17 protein-coding genes are annotated in these 18952 nt (G+C 48.2%); 10 read left to right on the top strand and 7 right to left on the bottom strand.

Annotated features, from left to right (window positions below):
- Position 1 precedes the first annotated feature (1 nt).
- A complete protein-coding gene (locus tag ACSTTG_RS08970; RefSeq protein ID WP_438458789.1) occupies positions 2 to 727 on the bottom strand; it encodes a TSUP family transporter in 726 nt (241 codons plus the stop codon).
- 335 nt (positions 728 to 1062) lie between these two features.
- Between ACSTTG_RS08970 and ACSTTG_RS08965 the strand changes: the two genes are divergently transcribed.
- The gene (locus tag ACSTTG_RS08965; RefSeq protein ID WP_438474537.1) at positions 1063 to 2562 is read left to right on the top strand and encodes a sulfatase family protein; all 1500 of its coding nucleotides are present in this window, start codon (positions 1063 to 1065) and stop codon (positions 2560 to 2562) included.
- A 127-nt stretch (positions 2563 to 2689) separates the two neighbouring features.
- Here the strand turns inward: ACSTTG_RS08965 and ACSTTG_RS08960 are convergent, their stop codons facing one another.
- Entirely contained in the window at positions 2690 to 5317 is a 2628-nt protein-coding gene (locus tag ACSTTG_RS08960; protein ID WP_438474536.1) for a glycoside hydrolase family 3 C-terminal domain-containing protein, read from the bottom strand.
- A gap of 311 nt (positions 5318 to 5628) precedes the next feature.
- Between ACSTTG_RS08960 and ACSTTG_RS08955 the strand changes: the two genes are divergently transcribed.
- Positions 5629 to 6471, top strand: a complete 843-nt coding sequence (locus ACSTTG_RS08955; RefSeq protein ID WP_438458792.1) for a hypothetical protein — start codon at positions 5629 to 5631, stop codon at positions 6469 to 6471.
- A gap of 79 nt (positions 6472 to 6550) precedes the next feature.
- On the opposite strand, the gene ACSTTG_RS08950 is transcribed toward ACSTTG_RS08955, so the two are convergent.
- Entirely contained in the window at positions 6551 to 6895 is a 345-nt protein-coding gene (locus tag ACSTTG_RS08950) for a YajD family HNH nuclease (RefSeq protein WP_438458793.1), read from the bottom strand.
- Positions 6896 to 7262: 367 nt separating this feature from the next.
- Here ACSTTG_RS08950 and ACSTTG_RS08945 point away from each other — a divergent pair, with 367 nt between their 5' ends.
- On the top strand, positions 7263 to 7739 hold the full coding sequence (locus ACSTTG_RS08945; protein ID WP_438458794.1) for a pyridoxamine 5'-phosphate oxidase family protein: 477 nt from the start codon (positions 7263 to 7265) through the stop codon (positions 7737 to 7739).
- Between the two features lie 123 nt (positions 7740 to 7862).
- Here ACSTTG_RS08945 and pdxR read toward each other — a convergent pair whose 3' ends face one another.
- Positions 7863 to 9329 (bottom strand): MocR-like pyridoxine biosynthesis transcription factor PdxR, encoded by a 1467-nt coding sequence (pdxR, locus tag ACSTTG_RS08940; protein WP_438474534.1) that lies wholly within the window; start codon positions 9327 to 9329, stop codon positions 7863 to 7865.
- A gap of 283 nt (positions 9330 to 9612) precedes the next feature.
- Here pdxR and ACSTTG_RS08935 point away from each other — a divergent pair, with 283 nt between their 5' ends.
- The 4 genes from ACSTTG_RS08935 to ACSTTG_RS08920 all read left to right on the top strand — a co-directional run bounded on the left by ACSTTG_RS08935 (position 9613) and on the right by ACSTTG_RS08920 (position 14343).
- Complete coding sequence (locus ACSTTG_RS08935; RefSeq protein ID WP_438474533.1) at positions 9613 to 11025, top strand: aminotransferase family protein; 1413 nt, start codon at positions 9613 to 9615, stop codon at positions 11023 to 11025.
- Positions 11026 to 11457: 432 nt separating this feature from the next.
- Complete coding sequence (tauA, locus tag ACSTTG_RS08930) at positions 11458 to 12489, top strand: taurine ABC transporter substrate-binding protein (protein WP_438474532.1); 1032 nt, start codon at positions 11458 to 11460, stop codon at positions 12487 to 12489.
- A 50-nt stretch (positions 12490 to 12539) separates the two neighbouring features.
- Positions 12540 to 13391 (top strand): taurine ABC transporter ATP-binding protein, encoded by an 852-nt coding sequence (locus tag ACSTTG_RS08925; RefSeq protein ID WP_438458798.1) that lies wholly within the window; start codon positions 12540 to 12542, stop codon positions 13389 to 13391.
- 1 nt (position 13392) lies between these two features.
- A complete protein-coding gene (locus ACSTTG_RS08920; protein ID WP_438474531.1) occupies positions 13393 to 14343 on the top strand; it encodes an ABC transporter permease subunit in 951 nt (316 codons plus the stop codon).
- Between the two features lie 50 nt (positions 14344 to 14393).
- Here the strand turns inward: ACSTTG_RS08920 and ACSTTG_RS08915 are convergent, their stop codons facing one another.
- The gene (locus ACSTTG_RS08915) at positions 14394 to 15044 is read right to left on the bottom strand and encodes an endonuclease III domain-containing protein (protein WP_438458800.1); all 651 of its coding nucleotides are present in this window, start codon (positions 15042 to 15044) and stop codon (positions 14394 to 14396) included.
- A gap of 133 nt (positions 15045 to 15177) precedes the next feature.
- On the opposite strand from ACSTTG_RS08915, the gene ACSTTG_RS08910 reads away from it, so the two are divergent.
- From ACSTTG_RS08910 to ACSTTG_RS08900, 3 genes are all read left to right on the top strand, one after another.
- Positions 15178 to 15525 (top strand): HopJ type III effector protein, encoded by a 348-nt coding sequence (locus ACSTTG_RS08910; RefSeq protein WP_438458801.1) that lies wholly within the window; start codon positions 15178 to 15180, stop codon positions 15523 to 15525.
- Between the two features lie 333 nt (positions 15526 to 15858).
- Positions 15859 to 17292: a methyl-accepting chemotaxis protein gene (locus tag ACSTTG_RS08905; protein ID WP_438458802.1), complete on the top strand. Its 1434-nt coding sequence runs from the start codon at positions 15859 to 15861 to the stop codon at positions 17290 to 17292.
- 230 nt (positions 17293 to 17522) lie between these two features.
- Positions 17523 to 18008, top strand: coding sequence for an SRPBCC family protein (locus tag ACSTTG_RS08900; RefSeq protein ID WP_438458803.1), 486 nt, complete (start codon positions 17523 to 17525; stop codon positions 18006 to 18008).
- A gap of 56 nt (positions 18009 to 18064) precedes the next feature.
- Here ACSTTG_RS08900 and ACSTTG_RS08895 read toward each other — a convergent pair whose 3' ends face one another.
- Both ACSTTG_RS08895 and ACSTTG_RS08890 read right to left on the bottom strand, forming a co-directional pair.
- Positions 18065 to 18307, bottom strand: a complete 243-nt coding sequence (locus ACSTTG_RS08895) for an HP1242/YdcH family protein (protein WP_438458804.1) — start codon at positions 18305 to 18307, stop codon at positions 18065 to 18067.
- 207 nt (positions 18308 to 18514) lie between these two features.
- A complete protein-coding gene (locus tag ACSTTG_RS08890) occupies positions 18515 to 18844 on the bottom strand; it encodes a hypothetical protein (protein ID WP_438458805.1) in 330 nt (109 codons plus the stop codon).
- Positions 18845 to 18952 lie beyond the last annotated feature (108 nt).

Here is an 18952-nt window from a genome sequence, read left to right as displayed (position 1 = left end):
ATTAAAGCATCCACAATGCGCGCAGCAAAGAGATCGCCGAGAGCGAGAGCATTAAGTAGAACGCCACATGGTGAATGAGTGGATGATCGGTTTTGCGCTGTGCCCATTGTCCAATAAGCAGTGCAGATAAAGCGGCTAGACCATAGACAACTGGACGATCAGGGAGCAAATGCCACTGCCTTGTGAGGGAATAACTACAGCCCACAACCAGACAGGTGGTAAGAAAAAAGTAGCTGATTAAGCAATGACGCTGCTCGGCAAGTGGCAGGTTGCTTTGGCGCATATAGATAACCACTGGCGCACCGCCAGCAGAGACAGCGCTGGTGGTCCAACCCGACATAAAACCACACAGCCAAGCCGATCGCGAAAGCCATTGAGTTATCCGGTTTTGGCTATGGGTCATCAGTGCTAGAACCAAGATGGCCCCGGGGACCACTAGTTTTAATATCGGATCTGGTAAGTAACTGAGCAGCAAATAACCGAAAGGGACGCCCAGACCTGTTGCCCACAGCAGTGGGGAGAGCTTTTGTAAATCGGTTTGCTGCCAGCTACGCGCGACTAGGGGCAGCGATATGATTAGGTCAAGCAGTAACACCGCAGGAACCATCTCAGCAACGGGGTAGAAGCTTGATAACACCAGGATCACTAATGCAGAGAACCCAAACCCGGTGTAGCCACGTAAGAAACCCGCGATCAGCAGCGTAGCGATGATGATGACCTCAAGCACTTTATTAACCCCATTTACATCAATCGTTCTTTAGCTTGATGGTCGCCGATTTGGCCAGGGGTGTGTTAGTACCAGTTAGAGTAAATTTTTGGGGCAGTGGAAAAATAACGGCATCAGGTGGCGATATCTACCCTTGGGTTGGCTTTGGTAACTGATTGGTTTCTTGGGCAAAAGGATGCTTAAGTCACAGGTTAGATTCGCTGTGGTTATTCTTGATGATATGTGTTGTTATTATGGTTAACCAAAATGGCAGGAAAGATTGACCGATGTGCGATGGCGTGATTGAGTCGTTAGTGTAGTTATCATCGTAGTCGATAAATAAAAGAGGGAAGGGAATGAAATTGTCGAGTACAAAGGTCACTTTATCTGTTGTTATCGCGCTGGCTAGTGTTACGCCGTCACCCGTGCTAGCGGCTGATAATTTAGCTCCCAACATCATAGTTATTCTGGCGGACGATCTGGGATATAACGATGTGGGTTTTACTGGAGAAACGCAAATTCAAACCCCTAATCTTGATCGTTTGGCGTACGATGGGGTTATTTTTCACAATGGGTACGTGACGCACCCATACTGCGGGCCCTCACGCGCGGGATTATTGACCGGTCGATACCAAGCCAGGTTTGGCATGGAAAATAACATCACTTATGCGCCTCAAGACCCGCATATGGGATTACCGCTGTCCGAGACTACCTTTGTTGAGCATCTGCAAACCGCGGGCTATCGAACCGGTATGGTGGGCAAATGGCACCTTGGTGGCGCACTGCATTTTCAGCCGCAAAATCGCGGTTTCGATTACTTTTATGGTTTTCTTGGTGGTGGGCATAACTACTTTCCTGACGGGGTCGCCGTAGGGCACCACAACGAGTACTGGATGCCGATGGTGGAAAATGGCAAGCCCGCGATTTTCGATGAGTATCTGACCACTGCCTTAAGCCGTAAGGCTGCTGAGTTTATTCAAGATAGCGCGGGTAAGCAGCCCTTCATGCTATATGTGTCTTACAATGCGCCTCATGCGCCATTGCAAGCATTAGAGCAAGATGTGGCGAAATACGCGCATATTGAAGATAGAAGACGGCGAATTTATGCTGCGATGGTGGACTCGATGGATCAAGGCGTGGGGATGATCATTGACTCTCTCGAGCAGACCTATGAATTGGATAATACCCTAATCTTCTTTCTATCTGATAACGGTGGGGTCTACCCTGAAGCTTGGCAACCCAAATCTGATTGGGCGGATAACTTCCCCTTTCGCCGTGGTAAGGTGGCGCTGTTGGAAGGAGGAGTGCATGTCCCGTTTATCGCCCACTGGCCTGATGCGATAGCCAAGGACACCCACTTTGATGGTTTGGTTTCCGCTTTAGATATAGCCGCTACTTCACTGAGTATTGCCGGAATCGATACAGCGGAGATGAAACTGGAGGGGAAAAACCTTATCCCTTATATCCAGGGAACGAAACAGGGCTCGCCACACAATGCGCTGTTTTGGCGCTTTGAAGAGGGTGACCATATTTGGGCAGTGCGCACACCGACCCATAAGTACTTGTCTCAAGGCTTTCCCAAGGTCACAAGCAAAGGTGTGACAGACCCTGGGGTTCAAGGTAAATCCCTGTTTAATATGGTCAATGATCCCTATGAGCAGCATGATATCTATGGTCAAGAGCCTATGGTGCAGCAACAGCTCGCTGAGTTGTGGAACGCCTGGAATGCGGACAATACGCAAACGATTCTTCAGCAGAGCTATCCGTATAAAAAGACTATCAGCAACTTTTATGACAGCTTGTACCAAGAGCGGGTGAAGCTTGCCCAAGAGCGTGAACCTTATTTTATCGATTAAGTTGAGTGATACGGGTGTTTTAAGTGATTCGTAATCGAAGAGTGTTGTGGACAAGAGGCGAGAATCGAGAGGCGAGAGTCGAGGATAGATGACTCTTGCTTCTTCTCGATGCTCGCCTGGGTTGGGCTTAGCTTGATTGTGCGGCGGTTTTGTTGATTACGAATGCTGGGACTTCGCCTGGTGGTGTGATTTGGATGGAGTGGTTTTTCACATCACCTGCCAAAGTGCTGACTCGTAAACGAACCGGTTTGCCGTATTCTGGTGGAATTGGGATTTTAATCGGCTGATTTAGTTTTTGCTTCAATTGGTAAGAGGCGATTTTGGCGCCGCCAATAGAGGTCTCGATCACTGCGTTTTTCGATGCAGATTCGAAGTTGAGTGTGGCATCCCATGTGGCGACATAAAAGCCCGGATCAAGGAAGGTTATCTCGTACTCTACCCAGCCAAGGGCCTCATCACCCTCAGTCGCCGCGGTGGTCATGCCCTGATTATTCGGATACAGATAGTTCCAAGCCAATTGGCGCTTGGGATCATCCGCGATGAAATAGCCACTCTTATTTGCGCCCACTCTTGCAACAGGTAGCACACCTCCGGCAACCTGGATTGTTTTGGTTGCGGCGATATCCACGCTTGAGCTACCGACACGGATCTCAAAGTCACCAGGTGAGACGACATACTCTTTATCCGAGGTATCATAGTGAGAAAACGCCTCATAAGGGAGCGTGATTTCAACAGGCACAGTTTGCCCTGCGGCAACACTGACACGCTTAAAGCCTTTCAGCGCTTGCTTTTTGTTTGAGTTAGGGTCTTTGACATACACTTGGACTATCTCATCTCCATCTCGTTTACCCTTGTTAGAGACGGTTGCAGAGACCACAAGCTTGGCTTGAGCCGCGACAGAAGTCGTGTTCAAGGAGATATCTTCGATAGTGAAATTGGTGTAGCTCAAGCCATAGCCAAATGGATATAGAGGTTTGCCGTCAAAGTACATGTAGGTGCGGCCATTCTCGATGGTGTAGTCGTGCAAATCGGGCAGGTCAGCTTCGGAATTAAACCAGGTTGAGCAGAGTTTGCCACTTGGGTTGACGTTGCCAAACAGGACGTCAGCCAGCGCGTTTCCTTGCTCTTGGCCATTAGGCCATGCGCAAACAATACCTGGAATGTGCTCTTGTTCCCATGAAATCGCCGTTGGACCGCTTGGAACCAATACTAGGGTGATGTTGCTATTGACCTTTTGCACCGCTTTAATCAATTCGTGCTGTCTACCCGGCAGACTCAGCGACATGCGGTCAACGTTCTCAGTCGAGGTTGATGAGTCGTTACCCACTACCAGTATGACGCTCTCAGTGCCTTTCGCCGCTTCAACTGCCTTGGCAATATTGGCGTCGTCATCCTCATGCTCCGTCACGCCACAACCGGTTGCAAAGGTGATCTCTGCGTTAGTCACCTGGCGCAATCCATCTAGAGGTGAGACTTTACTACGTGGGAATCCAGAGTAAATACCGAGCCAGCAGCGGTCAGCAAACGGACCGATCATAGCGATGCTGTTGAGATCTTTGCTTAGCGGTAGCGCATTGTCGTTTTTGAGCATGACGATGGATTGCTCAGCGGCTTTTCTGGCTAACTGTATGTGGGCGTCACATTCAAGGACAGATTTAGGAATATTGGAGTAAGGTGATAAGGCAGGATCATCAAATTCTCCGGTCATAAAGCGCAGGCGCAGCAGCCTTTGAACCGAAACGTCGAGCTCACTCTCTTCAATCAGACCTTGCTCGAGTGCCGGTTTTAGCGCGTATACCATCGGCGCCAGTCTTTCTGCGTTTCTGAAACACTCTTGGTCAACACCCGCTTTGAGGGCTTTTGCCGCGGCTTCAGGCTGGCTATTGGCGTAGTGCATATTGATCTCAAGACCACGAACCCCGGTCCAGTCCGCGATCACATAGCCTTTAAAGCCCCATTCATCACGCAATACCTGATTGATCAACCAGTCATGAGCGCAACACGGAACGCCATTGAGACCGTTCAGACCCATCATCATTCCCGTCGCTTCCTCATCGACAATACACGTCTTATAAGCCGGGAAATAGTATTCATAGAGCTCTTTTTCACTGATATTTGAATGGATTCGATTGCGACCTGTGTCGATGTTATTGGCGACGAAGTGCTTAACCGTGGTAACCGTTTTGGGATGTTTAGGGTCGTTACCCTGCATGCCCCGTACGTACATACGGGCGATTTCCGACATCAGGTGAGGGTCTTCACTATAGCACTCGCCATTTCTTCCCCAGCGAGGATCGCGCGCCATATTCACCGTTGGTGAGAACATCATCAACTCTTTCTCTCCAACATTTTTCAGTGCGCGTGCTTCGTTAGAAATGGCTGTGGCAACATCAAACATTAAGTCAGGGTTCCAAGTACAGCCCATGGCAATATTTTGTGGGAACTGGGTGCAGTTCCAGGCGATGAGTCCATGCAGCGCCTCCCCATACCACTCAAAGTAGGGTAAACCTAGTCGCTCACTTTCTGGGATCCTGGAGCCAAAAAAACTGATTTTTTCATCTACCGTCATTCGGGAGACTAAATCAGCAGCACGTTCTTCAGGGCTTGCGCTGGCGTCTTGCCATAAGGCTGTCTCAGCTGAATCTTGCCGAGAGGAAACGTCACTCATTATTTGTGCCATAGAGATAGGCACAGGAAGAAGGCCGCACAAACCAACGGCTGATGATTTTTTCAAAAACTCTCTTCTACGCATCATTATTCGTTTACCTAGTGTGTTCATTGTTAATGGTTAGCCGTGCATTACTGAGTTTTACTCTATCGAGCAAAACTCTTTTCGCTAATATTGGAAAACCAATAATGTGCTTTGGATCGGTGAATTTGGTCAACAATTACGATATTGGTATATTGATTCCGTCATCTGATACAAAATAGATAGATGCTTGGGTGAATCCAAGTTACTGACTTTAAAGTCAATATTCAGGTTAAAATTAAGTAAAGTGGCCTTAGAAGGGCCGGCTCTTTTCCGTCATTTGCAGAGTATCTATTAACAAAAATAAGGAAGTTTCAATGAAGCAGTGGTTTATTAATCTAATTTGTTTGAGTTTTATCGCCTTTTCGTTTCATAGTTCGGCGAGTGTAGAATCAAGACCCGACTTTGACCCCAAAGCAGATTTATTGCTACTGCAGTTTGATAGCAACCCAGATGCGGATGATATTATGTCAATTGCGGCGGTCGGCAGTATGTTGAAGAAACTCGAGCCAAGTAATATCGATTACTTAGCCGTCGCAGGCGCTTATGGCAGACAAGGCAAGCTCTATATTCCCAGCCCTGAGCTGTTTAATTTGGTGTTCAGTGATAACTGGGTCGATGCACATGAAAACAAGCCAAAAGCCGCACAGGCAATTCACGCCAAAGCCAAGCAAACCATCTCTGCTGGCGGCAATGTTTGGGTAATGGAGGCTGGGCAGTCTGATGTGTCAGCGGCTTGGGTTGCTTTGCTGCAAGAACATCTATCGCCCGCGGAGTTAAAAGCACACGTGCATATTGTTCAGCACAGTGACTGGAATGAAGAGCAAACCACACCAGCCGACTTAGCGTTTGTTAAACAGCATATCTCTTATCATCGAATTGAGGATGGCAATGTGAGAACTAACAGCACGGCTGGTTTTTATGAGGTTAACGCAAAGTTTGTTGAGGTCATCAAAAGCAATCCAGTACATGGTGAATCCTGGAAGCTGGCCTTTGATATTGCCCACGAATATAACGGTTTAGACGGGCGGTATTTAAACCCTATGATCGCTAAGGAAAATGGCGTTGATTTCTCGGATGTTGCTGAGCTGATATGGATATTAAAGCTTGACCAAATCAATGATGTTGATGATTTTGCCACCTGGTTGGATATCTACTAATTACTATCTCTTATGATGAGATAGACAATAGCAGGTGAGGGGCAACGGGCCGCTCACCTGGCGAAAAATAGGATCAACCTTACTTTTTCATCATATTGGCTAAATCAGCAAATGGGTTATAGGTCGCACTTTGATGGTCGTCCTCACCCGGTTTGATCTCGCTACCGTATCGATCATGCTCAAGGTATTTGCTGTGCTCATGATCATGGCAGTAAAGGCAGAGTAACTCCCAATTGCTGCCGTCCTCAGGATTGTTGGTATGGTCATGATCCTTGTGATGCACAGTGAGCTCACGCAAGTTTGAATAGACAAACTCTCTCGCACAACTGCCACATACCCAAGGATAAAGCTTGAGTGCCTTCTCTCGATAGTCGGATTCCTTGCGCGCATAAGCCGCACTAGAGCCATAAAAGTCTGACGACATAGTTCTTTCCCATAAATAACAGCATGTCGCGCGATGCTAACATAGTCCCAAGTAACCTCAAGGTGCAGCTTCAGACAAATCACTCAGGTATCAGATCGCGGTCACAAACTGAAGCTTATAACTCGGATAGGAGGTTTGGCTATAAATTCATCACCTTTGCGCCAGTGCAAATTATTGATTACCCGATGTTTGTTTATATAGAGCAATTGATCCAAATCATAGGGCCTTTCCTCGCGTCAATCGTAATCTGAGTGGCACGTTACCTGATAGACCAAACAAGCTACAGGCTGGTTTGAGTGTATCCCCCTTTAATTGATAGACCAGAAAAGCACGGCTATCGTGCGCTTTATATTAGAAGGATGTAATGATGAGCAAGTATGATGACGCGATTAAACTGATGGATGAGTGTTGTGGCAATGGCAAAGAAATCATCATAGCGCTCGCAACAATCTCTTTAGAGCCCGGTGTTGAGGGTAAACCACGCCCAGCAAATCGAATGCTGTGTGCCTACTACGAGGATGGAGATTTTTACGTCTCGACCGATGCACAATCTAACAAGGTGCTTCAGATCGAGCACAACAATGATGTCACCATCGCAGGTATCGATGGTTTTTCCTTCCACGGGATTGCAGAGAACCTAGGCTGGGTAGGCGCCGAGAAAAACCGCCATATAAGAGATAAGTTCAAGCAGACTTTCGATTGGTTTGACAGCGAAGGCGACGAAAACAACCCGGATTCAATCGTACTATTAATCTCCCCAACCATAGGTTCGATTACCGATTTCGAAGCCCGTTATGGCCAACGGGTGTTTGAGGTGGATTTTATTGAGCAAGTCGCGAAATAAAAGGTTCGAGGCGCGGGGACGGGCGTTGCCCTACGAGGTGCGAGTGGTTTGAAGCGCGCAGTGAAATCCTCGCTCCTCGGAACGAAGTGTAACCCGAACCCCGGAACGCAGTGAAACTCGCTCTTAAATTAGTTGGGCGAGTTTTCTAATCCCCGCTTCGATCTTATCAGTATCAATCGCTGAGAAGCCGAGGCGGATGTGGTTGCGGCTGTCGATGTGAAAGCGGGCGTAGTGTACTGTGCCCGGTTCAACGAGCACGCCGAGCTCCTTGGCTTGGCGGGTGAAGGTTTCGCAGTTGGTGTGTTTGGGCAGCTTTAACCAAAATGCGCTGCCGCCGACGGAGTCCGTGGTGATGCATTGTGGCAGGTGGGTCTCGATCGCTTGGCGCATGATGCTCCAGCGCTCTTGGTAGCAGTTTTTCAGTTTGCGTAGGTAACTGTCGTAATGCCCAAGCGCAATGAAAAGTGCGCAGGTGCGCTGATTATTGGCTGGCGCATGGCGATACATCAGGCGGCGTAAGCTGCGCACTGCATCAATCAGCGGGCGCTCAGCGACCATGTAGCCGAGTCGAAGCCCGGGCGAGAGGGATTTGGAAAGGCTGCCGATATAGATGACGCGTCCATTAGTATCGAGACTTTTTAGTGAAGGGCTCGCCTGGTGCAGCACGTTGACCTCACTCTCATAGTCATCCTCGATAATGATAAAGTCATGCTTTTCAGCCGCGACCAACAGCGCTTCTCTTCTTGCCATCGACATGGTGACGTTAGTGGGGACTTGGTGGCTGGGAGTGACATAGACGTAGTCACACTGCTTAAGCTGATCACTGACCTCGACACCTTGGCAATCAATGCCCAGTGGCACGATTCGTGCGCCATGTGCCGAGAAAATATTGCGTACATCGGGATAACCAGGCTCTTCAACCCCTAAGCATGTGTCTTGGTCAGAGAGCAATTGAGCGAGCAAAAATAGTGAGTTTTGTGTGCCGATCGTGACCAAAATTTCTTCGTGATGTGCTTGGATGCCGCGTTTGGGTAATACGTTGTTTTGTAGCTGTTTAATCAGTGCAGGATCATCGCTGTCGATGGAGTCTGAGATCCAGTCTTTCACCACCCCTGAGCGCTGGGACAAGCGACAACACTCGCGCCAATGACTTAAAGGAAACAGCGAATGATCAGGCTGACCAAACAAAAACGGATAGGGGTAGTCTTGCCAGTTTTTCGCTTTGACGATATTACGTTGACTTGAAAGGTCTTTTTTGACTCGCTTTGCCCAAAAATGGGCGGGTTTTGCACCAAAATTGTCACTGATACTCGGGGCAGTACCACAAGTATTGGGCTCAAACGCCGCCGCATTTGGGTAGTAGCCACTACGCTGTTGCGCCTCTAGATACCCTTCATCCACCAGCCTATCGTAGACTAAAACCACGGTATTTCGCGAAACACGTAGCATTGATGCTAATTTTCTACACGAGGGCAGCGCTTTCCCCTCAAAAACCCCATTGCGCATCGCTTCCAACAGATGTTCCCTGATCTGCTCTTGCAAGCTCCGCTCAGGCGAAAACTGGATATGCAGGAGTAAATCACTCTTCATTACCTAGCCTTAAACGTTGTTATTTTAATCATTAATTTAAACTGTGCATCAAGCGTGCCAATAAACTTTTTAAGACGTGGAAGGCTAGGGGGCGGGGCGCGGGTACGGGCTTTGCCCTACGAGGTGCGAGGAGTTTAACACGCGTTGTGGACACCTCGCTCCTCGGAACGAAGTGATACCCGCGCCCCGCACCTGTGATTTTTTGTCACCATAAATAGCCAATTCTGGATCTAACCCAAGTCTGAGTCGATTGCCTATGTTGTAACAAAAGGCAGGAGGGCTTATGGATTACGGACAATCAACTCAGGTTCAGCTTAGCGCTGAAGGTGTCGAGCAAATCAAGCAGTGGGACAAATCCCATGTTTGGCATCATATGACGCAACACGCGCAGTTTAAGGACCAAGCGCCGTTGATCATGTCGCATGGTAAAGCGGAATATATTTGGGACATTAATGGTAAACGCTATCTTGATGCCAGCTCTGGTGGTGTATGGTGCGTCAACGTTGGCTATGGTCGTGAGCGCATCGCGGAAGTGATCAAGCAGCAAGCCATGCAACTTAACTACTTTGCTGGCACCGCTGGCTCACCGGTAATGGCGGAGTTTGCTAATAAACTGATAGAGAAAATGCCGGGGATGAGCCGAGTGTATTTCTCAAACTCAGGCTCCGAGGCAAACGAAAAAGCTTACAAAATAGTCAGACAGATCGCGCATAAGAAATATGGTGGCAAGAAGAACAAAATTCTCTATCGTGAGCGTGATTACCACGGCACGACGATTACTTGTCTAAGCTCAACCGGGCAAGAGGAGCGACGTGAGCAATATGGTCCGTTTACGCCTGGATTTGTCGAGTTTCCTCACTGTTGCGAGTATCGTAGCCAGTTTGATTCGAGTGAAGACTATGGCTTGAAGGCAGCACGTGCCCTTGAGGAAGTGATCTTGCGTGAAGGCCCAGACACCGTGGGCGCGATTGTGGTCGAACCTATTACGGCGGGTGGCGGCGTGATTACCCCCCCAGAAGGTTACTATCAAGAAGTGCAGCGTATCTGCCAGCAGTACGATATTCTCATTCATGTTGATGAAGTCGTGTGTGGTATTGGCCGCACGGGCAAATGGTTTGGCTATCAGCACTATGGCCTCAAGCCAGATATTGTCACTATGGCTAAAGGTGTGGCTTCTGCGTACGCCGCTATCTCTTGTACCGTAACAACAGAGGAAGTCTTCGAGCAATTTAGCCAGAACCCAGGCGATAAATACGACTATTTCCGCGACATCAGTACCTTTGGTGGTTGTACTATGGGGCCAGCCGCGGCATTAGAAAACCTCAAGATCATTGAAGAAGAGCAGTTGGTGAGCAACACCCAAATGGTCGGAGAATATCTCTTAGCCAAGCTGTCTTTGCTTAAGGAGCAGTTACCTATCGTCGGAGATGTGCGAGGAAAAGGGCTGCTTATTGGCATTGAGCTCGTCGCAGACCAAGCAACCCGAGAGCCGCTAGCAGAATCGCTGGTCGCAGAGGTGGTCGCCAACTGCATGCAACGCGGCGTCATCATCGGCCGCACCAACCGCTCATTCGCACGCTTTAACAACACTCTATGCATAAGCCCACCGCTAACCTTGAGCCTAGAGCAAGCCGATGTGATCATCGAAGCGGTGACCGCAGCAATTAAAGACAAAGTACCGACGACAACAGCTTAACTATCCAAAACACTTTGCTATCCCAGCTAAAAAATGCCCTAGTTTCCAACTAGGGCATTTTTTTTAGGTTCGAGGAGCGGGTTACACTTCGTTCCGAGGAGCGAGGGGTGGGCGCGGTAAGTACACCTGTCTACTGAACTCCTCGAACCCCGTAGCGAAGCGTACCCGCGCCTCGCCCCTGTAATTAAGGTGCGAGTTTCGGGCTAACGCCCTCTGAGGAGTGAGGGGTGGGCGCGGTAAGCACACCTACCCACTAAACTCCTCGAACCCCGTAGCGAAGCGTACCCGCCCCTCGCCCCTCCAATGTGGTTGCACTATTTTAGTGCCTCACCATAGTGCACATCTGGACCAATAAAGAAATTAGTTGGCCCTACCGAATCTGTGATCAAAGTCTTAGGGTAAAGATGTCATACAGCATATGAGGACGTAGACATGAATAGATTACTAACTAAGTCTCTGAAAAATAAACTAGTAAAACAAACCGTGCTTCTCGGAGCGCTATTGTGTTCATTCAATAGCTGGGCGGCAAAGGAAGTGACCATCGGTTATCAGGGCATGTACAACCCAATGAAGTTTGCCATCGACCAAAAATTGATTGAGGCTGAAACTGGCTACGATATTAAGTGGCGCAAATTTGATTCAGGCGCGCGTGCGATTACTGCAATGGCGGCGGGTGCTGTTGATATGACAGTAGCAGGCTCAAGCCCAATTGCGAGTGCAGCCAGCAACGGTGTCGATATGGAGTTGGTGTGGGTGATGGAAAACATCGCCGATGCAGAAGCCTTGGTAGTTAAAGAGGGTAGCGGCATTGCTTCACCGGCGGATCTTAAGGGTAAACGCATTGCCGTACCGTTTGTCTCAACAACCCATTTTCATATGTTGTTTGCCCTTGAGCAGTTTGGCTTGACTGAGCGCGATGTCAAACTGATCAACATGCAACCGAACGCGATTATGGCAGCGTGGCAACGTGGCGATATCGATGGTGCGTTTATCTGGGATCCAGCTCTGGGTCAAATCAAGCAAGACGGTCGTGTACTGATCAGCTCTAAGCAGCTTAGTGCCTGGGGTAAACCAACCTTTGATGGCATGATCGCTAATAAAGCGTTTGCTGCCGCTAACCCTGAATTTGTCACTCAATTTATCTCTGTGGTTGCCGGTGTGGATGAACAGTACCGCGCGGGTAAAGACAGCTTCTCTGCGCAAGACCCAATGGCAGTATCGGTTGCCAAGCTTGCCGGTGGCGAACCAGAGGGTGTGGTTGAAGCAATGAGCCTTTATGAGTTCTTGGATGTTGAGACGCAGTTGTCATGTCAGTGGCTAGGCTGCGGCGCAGAAGGCGGTGCTAGCCAAGCGCTTAAGGCCACCTCAGAGTTCTTGCTTAAAGAGAAAAAGATCTCTGCACTTAAGCCTGACTACAGTGTATTTATCAACCCAAGTTATGCGGCTGCGGCTGTGTCTCAGTAATGGCCTAACCTGCTAATACCGACAAGGACGTACTGACAAGGAAGTAACGTATGACTGCAGAAAAAACATTAAAAATTCAAGATGTCTCAGTGATCTATGAGGATCATCAAGGTGGTGAGCCGGTGCGTGCTCTTTCAGGTGTCAACCTAGAGATTGAGCAAGGCGAGCTGGTGGTTGCACTCGGTGCCTCAGGTTGTGGTAAGACGACCTTACTTAATCTGATGGCTGGGTTTATTCCCCCAACGGAAGGCTACTTGACCCTGGGTAATTCATCAATTGAAGGTTTACCACGAGTCAGCATGGGGCGTGAAATTGGCGACCAAATCACAGGACCAGGGGCTGATCGAGGTGTTGTGTTTCAAAAGCATGCGTTATTTCCTTGGTTGGATGTGATTGAAAACACCGCTTTTGGCTTAAAGCTCAGAGGGGTCGACAAGAAGCAGCGCTTGGATCGCGCGGCGAAGTACTTAAAGTTGGTTGGGCTTGAGGATTTCCATCATCACAAGGTTTATCAACTCTCCGGCGGGATGCAACAGCGTGTCGGCATTGCACGAGCCTTGACTAACGACCCAAGTATTCTCTTGCTTGACGAGCCGTTAGGCGCACTCGATGCTTTAACCAGAGAAACGCTGCAAGAGCTGTTGCTCGATGCGTGGCAGGCCACCAACAAGATGATGTTTTTCATTACCCACAGTGTGGAAGAGGCGCTGTTTATGGCCTCACGCTTGATCGTGATGTCACCAAGACCCGGACGGATCACCCACAGCTTCGAGTTAGATTTTAACCGACGCTTTTTAGAGTGCCGAGATGCAAGGGCAGTCAAGTCTATGCCGGACTTTATCGAGATGCGTGAGACAATCCTTTCCATTATTCACCAAGACGAAGTGCCGGAGGTAGCCTAGTATGAGTGACGTACTGTTAGCGACAGAGACGAAGATTTCGGCAGGGAGCGCGGAGACCAGCCAAAAACCAAGCACTGAACCTGAGCAAAAACAGGACAGTCAACTACACAAGACGCCCCCGTTTTTTGTTCTTATCCAGGCGATTAAACGCAGAACATTAACCAAGGGGAATTACTATGGTGAGCCCGGGCAAGGGGATTCACGCTTGGTGTCTGTTTTGGCGACTTGCTTTTTTATCGGCTTGTGGGCGTTGGTGACAGAGATGGGAATGGTGAAACCGCTGTTCCTTCCGTCTCCGAGTGCGGTGATTGAACGCTTCTTTGACTTAGTGGTCAATGGTTTCTCTGGCGTTTCATTGGCCGAGCACCTTAGTGCGAGCCTAAGCCGTGTGTTTGGTGCCTTTTTCCTCGCGGTAGTCACCGCGGTGCCAATTGGTATCTTAATCGGCGCCAATGTCTGGGTTCGCGGTATATTTGACCCATTGATTGAGTTCTATCGCCCACTACCGCCTTTGGCATATCTGCCTTTGGTGATTATTTGGCTTGGTATTGATGAAACCAGCAAAGTGACCCTGATTTATCTTGCGATGTTCGCCCCGATTGCGCTGAGTGCTCGAGCGGGAGTCAACTCGGCGCGCAGTGAGCAGATCCAGGCGGCGTACTCGATGGGCGCGAGTAAAGCCCAAGTGCTTTATCATGTGATCATTAAAAGTGCCTTGCCAGAGATATTAACCGGGTTAAGAATTGGTATCGGTTTTGGTTGGACGACGCTGGTTGCGAGTGAGATGGTCGCCGCTGAGGCTGGGATCGGATTTATGGTGCTTAACGCCGCCGAGTTTCTCGTCACGGATGTGGTGATCGCGGGGATTATCATCATTGGTGTGATTGCCTATGCGTTTGACCTTTTGATGCGCTACCTTGAGAAAAAGTTGGTGCCTTGGAAAGGCTTCTAATTGAGCACACTACGCTGATAAACACGCTGATAAACACGTTAATAAAAAGGCTAGTTCTCTAGCCTTTTTTGACACAACAGCGTTAGTGGGCATTCAGCACATTTTGGCGCCTTATTACAAAACTGCTGACCGTGTTCTACCATCAGTCCATGAAAGTAGTCATACTTATCGCGTTGGTGGGATAAGGCGCTATCCATCATTGCGCGAAAGTGGTCATAATTTTTCGGCACATCAAGGCCATAGCGACTGAAGATCCGTCTTGCGTAAGCATCAATCACAAACGAGGGTTTATTTAGCGCATAGGTGAGGATCACATCGGCGGTTTCATTACCGATACCTTTGATCTTGAGCAGCTCTGCTCTCAATCCCGTCACATCTCGAGTCAGCAGTGGATCGACTTGATAGTTGTATTGCTTAAACCACGCAAGTAGAGACTTGAGTTTAATTGCTTTTTGATTGTAATAGCCACTTGAGCGAATCAGCTTTGCAAGCTCGTCTTGCTCAATACCTTCTATCGCCTGTGGGGTGAGGGGAGAGGGTAAATTGTTGAGGGCCTTATCTACGTTGCGCCAGTTGGTGTTCTGCACCAGAATCGCTCCAACCATCACCTCAAATGGGCTGGTACTCGGCCACCAGATAAAATAACCATAATGCTGCTCTAGTTGATAAAACACGTCCGATATTAGCTTGGAAGTTGACATTACCCATCTCACTGCAAGGTTATCTTTAGGCCACTAGAGTAAAAGTGTAGTTAGTGTTAGACAAATTGGCTTGCGTTTGTTTTTGACTGGCGTTTAGTATTAGCGCTTGGAAAAAACGCAATGGAAACCCGAGATGCCACTAACACAATTTATTGAACGACTTAACAACGAGCCCGCTGAGATTCAATTTAGCGAGACCATGGCAGTCATTGATGCCTTGTATGATTTCACGCCAACGGATTTTACTAATGGTGCGGTGGAAAACCTAGCTGGGACAAACAACGGCTCGTGTAAAATTCTCGCTTTTGGTCAACTGCAAGGTTTGAGCAAAGAGCAGACACTAAGCTGTTTTGGTGATTACTACCGCATTGACGTGTTGGGCAATCCTTCAGGTGATGACCACGCCAATATTCGTAACTTTATTCTCCATGGTTGGGATAAAGTAAGTTTTAAAGGTCAGCCGCTGATTGAAAAACGTTAAGTTTAACCCACAGTAATCGAGATGAAGTGGGATCTTGCAAGCCACTTTATCTCATTCTCAAAATAGTTTTCCTGCGTATAATTCCTTAATTTGATTAAATTTTGTCATGTTAGTCACTCAGTTGCTCTTACAGTGCACAATTAGCATGAGTAACATAGATTGCTCTATTAAGTTTTGATAGATTAGCGACGTTGAAATAAATTAGACCCTTTTTCCTCGGAATGCTGAAAGCAATGTTTTGAGGTCATAGTGTTATTCTGTTTAAGGACACGCTTATCAAGTCTAGTATTTGAGCGTTAAATCCAAGCTGTTGACGAAATTATTGGAAAATCTATGAAATATGTCCCTTTTAGAACGATCGATGCTCTGTTCGTTAAGATGTCAATTAACGATAAGATGTGGTTGTTATCAGCGATCTTCCTTGCTGCAACACTGACGCTGGCGACAGGACGCTACTCTGCTCAATTAGCTTCTTTTGAGCAACAAGCTGTCGCAAGCACTCAAGCAAGAGCGGAAGGGATAGCCGCTGTAATAGGCAATGATCAAACGCGTTTGCCACAAAATATCGATATCACTCGCAATGCATCACCCTCAAGATTTGACGGCCATACAGCTACTGCCAGCGCTCGACTCGCTTCTGGGGAGTATGTTCGCGTACGTCATGATTATTCCGCGGATTATTCATTGGTGAAACAAGAGGCACGTAATACGCTATTGCTGAGCCTGTTATGGATTTTACCGTTTGCGCTGTTTTGCTATTGGATTACGTCGTTTATTAATGGTGCATTGTGGATCTTATACAACACAACCAAGAAGATCTCTCAAGGGGATCTGACCTCACGCTTGGGGCTTAGATCGGGTCGCGATGAATTTGGCACGATTGGTTGTGAGCTTGACTCTGCGATGGATAAGCTGGCTAATTTGATCAACGTGGTCAAAGGCAATGCCAATAACTTGGATAATCTGTCTGAGATGTTTACTCATGTAGTGGCCAAGAACGAGTCTGAAATCGATGATCAGTGTATTTCGCTTGATTCCGTCGCGACCGCAATGGAAGAGATGACGGCTTCATCAAAAGAAGTAGCAATGGTTGCCAATCAGGCAACAGAACAGACGGAGAAAGACGCCGAGTACGTCGAATCTAGCCAGCAGCGTGTTGTGTCATCGATGCAGGAAATTAGTCACCTAAGTGAGCTAATCAAGCAAACCTCAATCTCGGTTGAAAGCCTCAATAACGGCACAACTCAGATTAATGAGGTGATCACGACCATCAACGCTATCTCAGAGCAGACCAACCTATTGGCTCTAAATGCGGCGATCGAAGCAGCTCGTGCTGGCGAGCAAGGGCGTGGTTTTGCGGTTGTGGCTGATGAGGTTCGCACCCTTGCTGGTCGTACCCAGCAAGCAACTGTTGAAATCCAGACGATGATTGAAAAACTTCAGGCAGAGAGCCAGAGTATCGCGACGATTACTGATCAAACGGTACAACAGGCGCAGACCAGTAGTGATTTGGTGGCAGAAATCGGCGGTGACGTAAGCCGAATTGCGGAGTCAGCTCGCTCTATGATTGCAATGAGCGTACAGATTTCTGGCTCCGCACAAGAGCAGAGCGCCGTAGCAAGCGATATTGCAGAGCAACTTAGCAATGTTCGCAATCATGCCAACAGTATGAAGAAGCAGATCAGCGGCAGTGCAGAGGGTGTGGCGCAGGTTGGCAATGCTTCAGGCGAAATTGGTCAAGTGCTATCAGGCTACCATACCGAGTAAGTCGCTACTGACTAGTTGACAAAGGAGCGCGTTGCGCTCCTTTTTTCGTATCGGCCAACACTATGCCCCGTGAGCTCTGCCGACCAAACTCGCGGGACTCTGAACGTTTCGCGTCAGGCCGTTTGGTGGATGCGTTGGTACCTGACTTTAGTTAGACTGGCTTGGTCGAATTTGGCAAATACCAGTCATTGTCTTAGCCTTAACTTACGACGTTATGTAAGAGATTCGCTATGTCAGAGCAAACATCTATCTATTGGCCAGATTACTATCACCCGCGAAATGCGCGTATTCATGTCAAAAGCCAGGTGATCAGTGACAATTCACCTGAAACGATCTGGCGCTGTTTGGTTAACGCAGCATGCTGGCCGGGCTGGAAGCACAGCAAAACATCGGTACAGATCATTCATGGCGATGGACACTCTCTGGAGCGGGGAACTGCGTTTCTGTGGAAGGCGGGTTGGCTTGCCTATAACTGCACGGTTGTTGAGTACCAGCCTTTGCAGCGCATCGCTTGGAAGGGTCGGCTGGGCAGCACTGAAATGTATCATGCCTGGGTGATTGAGCCGTTAGAGCAAGGGAGCCGCGTGATCACCGAGGCTACTCAACGCGGGGGGATGACTTGGTTGACGCGCCTCTACCAGCCAGCCCGAATGCAAGCTTATCATCAAAAGTGGCTGCAGTGCTTAACGGAGCAAACCAGCTGTAAAAACAAATAAGCCAAGCGAATGGCTTGGCTTATTTCGATCTAACATTATGGCGTAAAAAAAAAGCGCTATTTACCGTTAACTAAGCGCTTATACAGTGAGTCTTTCAATACCGCTCTGTCATGCTTGAGCTGGTGCATCTGGTCATCGCCAATTGGGGCACCGTTAAGTTCAAGGGTGCGGATCTGCTTATCGATCGCATCGTACTCCTTCATACTGTTGAGAAAGTCTGCGTCGGTCTCTTTAAGTTTGTTGATCGCAGCTTCGTGCTCAGGAAAGTCGTTATTGAGAGAGTGTACTTCACCTAACATAGTGTCTCCTTTCGTAACCGTTGGTTTTGCATCGCTAATCACAGTATAGAAGACAAGAGTGAGTTTGCTGCACCGTTACATTTTACTCTCTGGATGTATGATCGATCGCACGCTATAGTACCCCGAAAAACACCCAGAATATCACCTCAAATAACCTCTCAGTTAGTGCGTCGATTTAAGTGAATTGAGTCAGCAAACTCATCCGTATTACAGATGTCTGGCAAAGTGTCGATTGGCGCGTTTTTGATCTTGGTAACGCATTTGTAAGTTAGACATCAATTTCTGCCATTTCTCTGCTAGGTGGTACTGTTGAGCAGCGAGCAGTTGGTTTTGCGCCTTCTCTATCGTCTTTGTTGGCATGCTTAGATACAGGTTGTTGAGTAATCCTCGTTCAAACTCTTGCTCGGTTTTGACCGAGCCAAGCTCACAACAGAGACCGTAAGCATAGGTTCGCGCTGCTTGTGTTTCTGGTGAAGAGACCTCAGTCTCACATAACTGGTTGGTTAATAACTTCAACCTCTCAAAAGCTATCTTCATCGCCTTTACCCCGCGGAAAGTTTATACAAATTCATCTATTTAAAAGTTATGCCTTAGCTGAACTTAGAAAAGATTGTTTTTGGTCAAAAAATACCCAGGTGTGGCGCG

The sequence above is a fragment of the Vibrio glycogenivorans genome (genome assembly GCF_051660965.1).
Classification (GTDB): Bacteria; Pseudomonadota; Gammaproteobacteria; order Enterobacterales; family Vibrionaceae; genus Vibrio.
This window is presented reverse-complemented; position numbering and strand designations above follow the sequence as displayed.

Excerpts from the sequence above, each read along its gene's own strand:
- ACSTTG_RS08965 (WP_438474537.1), top strand. The coding sequence starts at position 1,063 with ATGAAATTGTCGAGTACAAAGGTCACTTTATCTGTTGTTATCGCGCTG.
- ACSTTG_RS08960 (WP_438474536.1), bottom strand. The coding sequence starts at position 5,317 with ATGATGCGTAGAAGAGAGTTTTTGAAAAAATCATCAGCCGTTGGTTTG.
- ACSTTG_RS08955 (WP_438458792.1), top strand. The coding sequence starts at position 5,629 with ATGAAGCAGTGGTTTATTAATCTAATTTGTTTGAGTTTTATCGCCTTT.
- ACSTTG_RS08950 (WP_438458793.1), bottom strand. The coding sequence starts at position 6,895 with ATGTCGTCAGACTTTTATGGCTCTAGTGCGGCTTATGCGCGCAAGGAA.
- ACSTTG_RS08945 (WP_438458794.1), top strand. The coding sequence starts at position 7,263 with ATGAGCAAGTATGATGACGCGATTAAACTGATGGATGAGTGTTGTGGC.
- pdxR (WP_438474534.1), bottom strand. The coding sequence starts at position 9,329 with ATGAAGAGTGATTTACTCCTGCATATCCAGTTTTCGCCTGAGCGGAGC.
- ACSTTG_RS08935 (WP_438474533.1), top strand. The coding sequence starts at position 9,613 with ATGGATTACGGACAATCAACTCAGGTTCAGCTTAGCGCTGAAGGTGTC.
- tauA (WP_438474532.1), top strand. The coding sequence starts at position 11,458 with ATGAATAGATTACTAACTAAGTCTCTGAAAAATAAACTAGTAAAACAA.
- ACSTTG_RS08925 (WP_438458798.1), top strand. The coding sequence starts at position 12,540 with ATGACTGCAGAAAAAACATTAAAAATTCAAGATGTCTCAGTGATCTAT.
- ACSTTG_RS08920 (WP_438474531.1), top strand. The coding sequence starts at position 13,393 with ATGAGTGACGTACTGTTAGCGACAGAGACGAAGATTTCGGCAGGGAGC.
- ACSTTG_RS08915 (WP_438458800.1), bottom strand. The coding sequence starts at position 15,044 with ATGTCAACTTCCAAGCTAATATCGGACGTGTTTTATCAACTAGAGCAG.
- ACSTTG_RS08910 (WP_438458801.1), top strand. The coding sequence starts at position 15,178 with ATGCCACTAACACAATTTATTGAACGACTTAACAACGAGCCCGCTGAG.
- ACSTTG_RS08905 (WP_438458802.1), top strand. The coding sequence starts at position 15,859 with ATGAAATATGTCCCTTTTAGAACGATCGATGCTCTGTTCGTTAAGATG.
- ACSTTG_RS08900 (WP_438458803.1), top strand. The coding sequence starts at position 17,523 with ATGTCAGAGCAAACATCTATCTATTGGCCAGATTACTATCACCCGCGA.
- ACSTTG_RS08895 (WP_438458804.1), bottom strand. The coding sequence starts at position 18,307 with ATGTTAGGTGAAGTACACTCTCTCAATAACGACTTTCCTGAGCACGAA.
- ACSTTG_RS08890 (WP_438458805.1), bottom strand. The coding sequence starts at position 18,844 with ATGAAGATAGCTTTTGAGAGGTTGAAGTTATTAACCAACCAGTTATGT.